At 70.3% G+C, this 6851-nt stretch carries 5 protein-coding genes and 1 pseudogene; 1 reads left to right on the top strand and 5 read right to left on the bottom strand.

The window, feature by feature from the left end; translation table 11 throughout:
- Nucleotides 1-137, top strand: a pseudogene (locus JK363_RS33405) (ATP-binding protein); the annotation flags it as partial.
- A gap of 136 nt (nucleotides 138-273) precedes the next feature.
- Here JK363_RS33405 and JK363_RS33400 read toward each other — a convergent pair.
- From JK363_RS33400 to JK363_RS33380, 5 genes are all read right to left on the bottom strand, one after another.
- Nucleotides 274-516: an acyl-CoA carboxylase subunit epsilon gene (locus tag JK363_RS33400; RefSeq protein WP_201881070.1), complete on the bottom strand. Its 243-nt coding sequence runs from the start codon at nucleotides 514-516 to the stop codon at nucleotides 274-276.
- 41 nt (nucleotides 517-557) lie between these two features.
- Nucleotides 558-2141, bottom strand: coding sequence for an acyl-CoA carboxylase subunit beta (locus tag JK363_RS33395; protein WP_201881069.1), 1584 nt, complete (start codon nucleotides 2139-2141; stop codon nucleotides 558-560).
- Between the two features lie 372 nt (nucleotides 2142-2513).
- Nucleotides 2514-4112, bottom strand: coding sequence for a citramalate synthase (gene cimA / locus JK363_RS33390; protein ID WP_201881068.1), 1599 nt, complete (start codon nucleotides 4110-4112; stop codon nucleotides 2514-2516).
- Nucleotides 4113-4413: 301 nt separating this feature from the next.
- Nucleotides 4414-5499 carry a branched-chain amino acid aminotransferase gene (locus JK363_RS33385; RefSeq protein WP_201881067.1) on the bottom strand — a complete coding sequence of 362 codons (1086 nt, stop codon included), beginning with the start codon at nucleotides 5497-5499 and terminating at the stop codon, nucleotides 4414-4416.
- Nucleotides 5500-5704: 205 nt separating this feature from the next.
- The gene (locus tag JK363_RS33380) at nucleotides 5705-6748 is read right to left on the bottom strand and encodes a 3-isopropylmalate dehydrogenase (protein WP_201881065.1); all 1044 of its coding nucleotides are present in this window, start codon (nucleotides 6746-6748) and stop codon (nucleotides 5705-5707) included.
- Between the last annotated feature and the right edge of the window lie 103 nt (nucleotides 6749-6851).

The following is a 6851-nucleotide window of genomic DNA, read 5'->3' as shown; positions in this document are numbered from 1 at the left end:
GCCCCGAGGAGGTGCGCGAAGCGCTCCAGATCGGCCCCGACGCGCCGATCATCATCACCGACGCCCGCCACCGCAGCGAGGCCAAGAGCGCGCTGATCACCCTGGTCGAGCACGCGCTGATGGCCCGGCTGCGCTAGCGGGTCCCGGCGGTCCCGTACAGCGGAAAACCCCCTGCTCTCCGAGGAGAGCAGGGGGTTTTCTCATCGCTTCGGCCGCAGCTGCCGCTTCGGACGATGTGCGGTCGCCCGGCGGCGGCGCGGCGGCCTTACACGCTCAGCCCTGCCAGCTGTGCGGGGCGCGGAAGGCCGACTGGCGCTCCAGGCGGCGCCAGCGCGCGGCGCTGCGGCGCGGGCGGGCCGAGGCGCCGGTGCGGTGGTGGCCGGCGGTGGCGGCGGCGCGGGCGAGGAGAACCGCGGTGACCGCGGCCAGTTCCTCGGCGTCCGCGTGGCCCTTCTCGACGCGGACGAGCGTGGCCGCCGCCGCGGCGATATCGGCGGAGTCCTCAGACGTACTCATGGTGGGCTTCTCCCTCTGTTCCCTCTGTCGCGATGCCGCGGTCACTGCGGCGGGTTGCCGTGCTTACGGGACGGCAGGTCGGCGTGCTTGTCGCGCAGCATCGCCAGGGACCGGATCAGGACCTCGCGGGTCTCGACCGGGTCGATGACGTCGTCGACCAGGCCCCGCTCGGCCGCGTAGTAGGGGTGCATCAGCTCGGACTTGTACTCCTTGACCATGCGCGCGCGCATGGCCTCCGGGTCGTCCGAGTCGGCGATCTGACGGCGGAAGATCACGTTGGCCGCGCCCTCCGCGCCCATCACCGCGATCTCGTTGGTCGGCCAGGCGTAGGTCAGGTCCGCACCGATGGACTGGGAGTCCATGACGATGTAGGCACCGCCGTACGCCTTGCGCAGGATGACCGAGATACGCGGAACGGTGGCATTGCAGTACGCGTAGAGCATCTTGGCGCCGTGCCGGATGATCCCGCCGTGCTCCTGGTCCACACCGGGCAGGAAACCGGGCACATCGAGCAGCGTGATCAGCGGGATGTTGAAGGCGTCGCACATCTGGATGAAGCGCGCGGACTTCTCCGACGCCTCGATGTCCAGCACCCCGGCCAGCGACTGCGGCTGGTTGGCGATAATGCCGACCACCGCGCCGTCCAGACGGGTCAGGGCGCAGATGATGTTGGTCGCCCAGCGCTCGTGGACCTCGAGGTACTCGCCGTCGTCGACGATCTCCTCGATGACCTTGCGCATGTCGTAGGGGCGGTTGCCGTCGGCCGGGACGAGGTCGAGCAGCGCCTCACCGCGCCGGGAGGCCGGGTCGTCGCACTCGGCGACCGGCGGGTTCTCCCGGTTGTTCTGCGGCAGCAGCGACAGCAGGTAGCGCACCTCCTCCAGGCACGTCTCCTCGTCGTCGTAGGCGAAGTGGCACACACCGGAGGTCTCGGCGTGCACATCCGCGCCGCCCAGTCCGTTCTGCGAGACCTTCTCGCCGGTCACCGCCTGGACCACATCGGGTCCGGTGATGAACATCTGCGAGGTCTCACGGACCATGAACACGAAGTCGGTGAGGGCCGGGGAGTAGGCGGCGCCGCCCGCGCACGGGCCGAGCATCACGCTGATCTGCGGGATGACACCGGACGCCTTGGTGTTGCGCTGGAAGATGCCGCCGTAACCGGCGAGGGCGGAGACGCCCTCCTGGATCCGGGCTCCGGCGCCGTCGTTGAGGGACACCAGCGGGGCCCCGGCCGAGATGGCCATGTCCATGATCTTGTGGATCTTGGTTGCGTGGGCCTCCCCCAGCGCCCCGCCGAAGATCCGGAAGTCGTGTGCGTAGACGAACACCGTCCGGCCGTGGACGGTCCCCCAGCCAGTGACGACCCCGTCGGTGTAGGGGCGCTTCGCTTCCAGCCCGAAGCCGGTCGCACGGTGCCGCCGCAGCGGCTCCACCTCGTTGAAGGACCCCTCGTCCAGCAGCAGTTCGATCCGCTCGCGAGCTGTCAGCTTGCCCTTGGCCTTCTGGGCCTCGGTCGCCCGCTCGCTCGGGCCGCGCCGAGCCTGCTCGCGGATCGCGTGCAGCTCGGCGACGCGCCCGCGAACGTCACTCGCCTCAGCGGGCGCACCTTCGAGATTGGTCATGCATCGACGGTACGTTCCCGGACCCCTGGAAGCTCATGTCAATTCCATACAACGTCGGGCGCGTTTTGGTGGGCAGGCGGGACAGAACTGGACAGCGGATTTCACGCCACCTGGTACGTCGCACCCCATTCGCCGCTGTGGGTCCTCCACAAACTTCCGACCGCCGCACGGTCACCGTCCGGGCTTGACCACCCGGATGGTCCGCAGCCGCCGGGGCGGTCCCGCCGAGGTCACCGCACCTGCTCCGCATCCTGGCCCAAGGTGGTTAAACACTCAACCACGCCTCCGGTGCGAAGCCGCGCATCCGCGGACGCCGATCCCGCGGCCCCGGCAGGGCCACGCCCACCAGAGCGGTGCCGGGGCCGCGGCCGTTCACTCCTGCGGTTCCAGTCCGGCCCGCAGCAGTCCGTAGGCGTAGGCGTCGTCCAGCGCCTGCCAGGACGCGGCGATCACGTTCTCCCCGACGCCGACCGTCGACCACTCCCCCTTGCCGTCGGTGGTGGAGACCAGCACCCGGGTCGTGGACTGCGTACCGTGCTTGCCTTCCAGGATGCGGACTTTGTAGTCCACCAGCTCCAGCGCGGCCAGCTCCGGATAGATCCGCTCCAGCCCCACCCGCAGCGCCCGGTCGAGGGCGTGGACCGGACCGTTCCCCTCCGCCGTGGCGACGATCCGCTCGCCCTTGGCCCACAGCTTCACGGTGGCCTCGTTGGCATGGGTGCCGTCCGGGCGGTCCTCGACGATCGCCCGCCAGGACTCGACCCGGAAGAAGCGGCGGGCCCGGCCCTCGGCCTCCGCGCGCAGCAGGAGTTCGAAGGAGGCGTCGGCGGCCTCGTAGGTGTAGCCCGCGAGCTCCCGCTCCTTGACGCGCTCCACGACCCGGCCGACCAGTGCCCGGTCATCGCCGAGGTCGATGCCCAGCTCCTTGCCCTTGAGCTCGATCGAGGCGCGGCCCGCCATGTCCGAGACCAGCATCCGCATGGTGTTGCCGACCTGCTCGGGGTCGATGTGCTGGTACAGGTCCGGGTCGACCTTGATGGCCGAGGCGTGCAGCCCGGCCTTGTGGGCGAAGGCGGAAACACCCACATAGGGCTGGTGGGTGGAGGGCGTCAGATTGACGACCTCGGCGATGGCGTGCGAGATCCGGGTCATCTCCGCCAGCGCGCCCCGGGGCAGCACCGGGCGGCCGTACTTCAGCTCCAGCGCCGCGACGACCGGGAAGAGGTTGGCGTTGCCGACCCGCTCGCCGTAGCCGTTGGCGGTGCACTGGACATGGGTGGCACCCGCGTCCACCGCGGCCAGGGTGTTGGCCACGGCGCAGCCGGTGTCGTCCTGGGCGTGGATGCCCAGGCGCGCCCCGGTGTCGGCGAGGACGGTGCGGACCACCGCGTCGATCTGGCCGGGGAGCATCCCGCCGTTGGTGTCGCACAGCACCACCACCTCGGCACCCGCCTGGTATGCGGTGGCCACGACCTGCTTGGCGTAGGCGGCGTTGGCGCGGTAGCCGTCGAAGAAGTGCTCGCAGTCGAGGAAGACCCGGCGGCCCTGGGAGCGCAGATACGCGACGGTGTCGCGGATCATCGCGAGGTTCTCCTCGAGCGAGGTGCGCAGGGCCAGCTCCACATGGCGGTCATGGGACTTGGCGACCAGGGTGATCACCGGCGCGCCGGAGTCGAGGAGCGCCTTCACCTGCGGATCGGCCTCGGCGCTCACCCCCGCCTTGCGGGTCGCGCCGAAGGCGACGAGCAGTGCGTGCTTGAAGTCGATCTCTTCGCGCGCCCGCGCGAAGAACTCCGTGTCGCGCGGATTGGCGCCGGGCCAGCCGCCCTCGATGAAGCCCACGCCGAAGTCGTCGAGGTGACGGGCGATGGTCAGCTTGTCCGCGACCGTCAGATTGATGCCCTCGCGCTGCGCGCCGTCGCGCAGCGTGGTGTCGAAGACATGGAAACCGTCGTCGGGCAGATCCTTCATGGTGGTCGGGCTCCTGTCGGATGGATCTCGGTCTACCGGAATAACCGGTTCCGCGCCCTCCTATGATCCCTCACGCTCCGCATCCGGTGGGATGGTCCGGAAAACGAAAAGACCCCTCGCGGGTGCGAGAGGTCTGCGCGCGGGTCTGGGGCACGGTGTCCACGCCGTACCGGGTCGTACGGGGCGGTCACTGCGGACCGGCGCGCCTGCTGCCAATAATCATGGCGAACGAGAGCACGGGGGCAGTCTGGCACATTCCGCCCCCGGGCTCCCTTCCGTCTCAGTATGCGAACCGCGGGCGTCAGCCCAGGCGGTGCATCCAGCCATGGGTGTCCGGGGCGGCACCGGTCTGGATGTCCAGCAGCGCGCGGCGCAGCTTCATGGTGACCTCGCCGGGCTGCCCGTCGCCCACCGTCCAGCTGCCGCGGGCGGACTTCACCGAGCCGACCGGGGTGATCACGGCCGCGGTACCGCAGGCGAAGACCTCGGTGAGGGAACCGTCCGCGTTGCCCTCGCGCCAGTCGTCCACCGAGATCCGGCCCTCGGAGACCTCGTAGCCGAGGTCGGCGGCGATCCGCAGCAGCGAGGCGCGGGTGATGCCGGGCAGCAGCGAGCCGGTCAGCTCGGGGGTGACGATGCGGTTCCCGTACACGAAGTACAGGTTCATCCCGCCCATCTCCTCGATCCAGCGGCGCTCGATGGCGTCCAGCCAGACCACCTGGTCACAGCCCTGCTCGGCGGCCTGCGCCTGGGCGACCAGCGAGGCGGCGTAGTTGCCGCCCGCCTTGGCCGCGCCGGTGCCGCCGGGGGCGGCGCGGACGTACTCCTCGGAGAGCCACACCGAGACCGGCTTCACCCCGCCGGGGAAGTACGCCCCGGCCGGGGAGGCGATGACGACGAACAGGTACTCGTTGGCGGGCCGGACGCCGAGCCCGACCTCGGTGGCGAACATGAACGGCCGCAGGTAGAGCGACTCCTCGCCGGTGCCGGGCACCCAGGCCCGGTCCTGGGTGACCAGCGCGTCACAGGCCGCGATGAAGGTGTCCACGGGCAGCTCGGGCATGGCCATCCGGCGGGCGGACGACTGGAAGCGCTCGGCGTTCCGCTCGGGGCGGAAGGTGGCCACGGTGCCGTCGGGCTGCCGGTACGCCTTGAGCCCCTCGAAGATGGTCTGGGCGTAGTGGAGCGTCATGTTCGCCGGGTCGAGCGGCAGCGCGGCGTACGGCACGAGCTGGGCCTCGTGCCAGCCGCGGCCCTCCGTCCACTTGATGGTCACCATGTGATCGGTGAAGTGGCGGCCGAACCCGGGGTTGGCCAGAATCCGCTCCCGCTCGGCGTCGGAGAGCGGGTGGGCCGAGGGCTTGAGCTCGATCGTGGGCGTCGTCATGAGTGGTAGTCCTTCACCGTTCGGTTGTCACGGACCGCGCTCACACCGTCCTGACCGTGATCGGTACGAGGACGTCCAAGTTTCGCTGCACACAGCGGCCCCACCAGGATTATCGCCTAGGTGGGGCCGGGGGAAGAGGTGTGCGGGTTGCGCGCGGCCCAGGGGTCGATCGTCGCACCCGGCCGCGCACCGGCACCGGCTGGGGTCAGCCGGCCACCCGCGCGGCGAGCGCGTCGCCGGTCTCGTCGGTGGTGCGGGGCGTCGCGGCGTCCCGCTCGGCGAGGTCCTGCGCGACGGCGGCCTCGATCCGGGCCGCCTCCTCCGCGTAGCCGAGGTGCGACAGGAGCAGGGCCACCGACAGCACGGTCGCGGTCGGGTCGGCCTTGCCGGTGCCCGCGATGTCCGGCGCGGAGCCGTGAACCGGCTCGAACATCGAGGGGAAGGCGCCGGAGGGGTTGATGTTCCCGCTCGCGGCGAGCCCGATACCACCGGTGACGGCGGCGGCGAGGTCGGTCAGAATGTCACCGAAAAGGTTGTCGGTGACGATCACGTCGAACCGCTCGGGCTGGGTGACAAAGAAGATCGTCGCAGCGTCGACATGCAGATAGTCGGTGGTGACCTCGGGGTACTCCTGGCCGACCTGGTCGAAGATGTTCTTCCACAGATGACCGGCGTGCACCAGGACGTTGTTCTTGTGGACCAGGGTCAGCTTCTTGCGCGGACGGGCGTTGGCGCGCTCGTACGCGTCGCGTACCACCCGCTCCACGCCGTACGCCGTGTTCAGGCTGACCTCGGTGGCCACCTCGGCGGGGGTGCCGGTGCGCAGCGAGCCGCCGTTGCCCACGTACGGGCCCTCGGTGCCCTCGCGGACGACCACGAAGTCGATGTCGGGGCGGCCGGCCAGCGGGGTCGCGGTGTTCGGGAAGAGCTTCGACGGACGCAGGTTGACGTAGTGGTCGAAGGCGAAGCGGAGCTTGAGGAGCAGCCCGCGCTCCAGCACGCCGGAGGGTACCGACGGATCGCCGATCGCGCCGAGCAGGATCGCGTCGTGGTCCTTCAGCGACTCCAGGTCGGCGTCCGGCAGGGTCTCGCCGGTGGCGTGCCAGCGCCGGGCGCCCAGATCGTAGTTCCGGGTCTCCAGCTTCACGTCCTGCGGAAGGGCGGCGGCGAGGACCTTGAGGCCCTGGGCCACGACTTCCTGGCCGATACCGTCACCGGGGATCACTGCGAGGCGAAGGGAGCGAGACATACCGGGACCCTACTCCTCGTCCCATGGGCTGACACCGACCGTCCGCCATTCGGACAGACGCCGACCGGAAAGCCACCGTTCACCCCTCGTACCGCGCGCGGTT

The organism is Streptomyces coffeae (assembly GCF_016741875.1).
Classification (GTDB): Bacteria; Actinomycetota; Actinomycetes; order Streptomycetales; family Streptomycetaceae; genus Streptomyces; species Streptomyces coffeae.
The sequence above is the reverse complement of the archived record's forward strand: the minus strand, read 5'-3'. Positions and strand labels throughout refer to the sequence as shown.

Coding starts and splice junctions, on each gene's coding strand:
- JK363_RS33400 (WP_201881070.1), bottom strand. CDS start 516: ATGAGTACGTCTGAGGACTCCGCCGATATCGCCGCGGCGGCGGCCACG.
- JK363_RS33395 (WP_201881069.1), bottom strand. CDS start 2,141: ATGACCAATCTCGAAGGTGCGCCCGCTGAGGCGAGTGACGTTCGCGGG.
- cimA (WP_201881068.1), bottom strand. CDS start 4,112: ATGAAGGATCTGCCCGACGACGGTTTCCATGTCTTCGACACCACGCTG.
- JK363_RS33385 (WP_201881067.1), bottom strand. CDS start 5,499: ATGACGACGCCCACGATCGAGCTCAAGCCCTCGGCCCACCCGCTCTCC.
- JK363_RS33380 (WP_201881065.1), bottom strand. CDS start 6,748: ATGTCTCGCTCCCTTCGCCTCGCAGTGATCCCCGGTGACGGTATCGGC.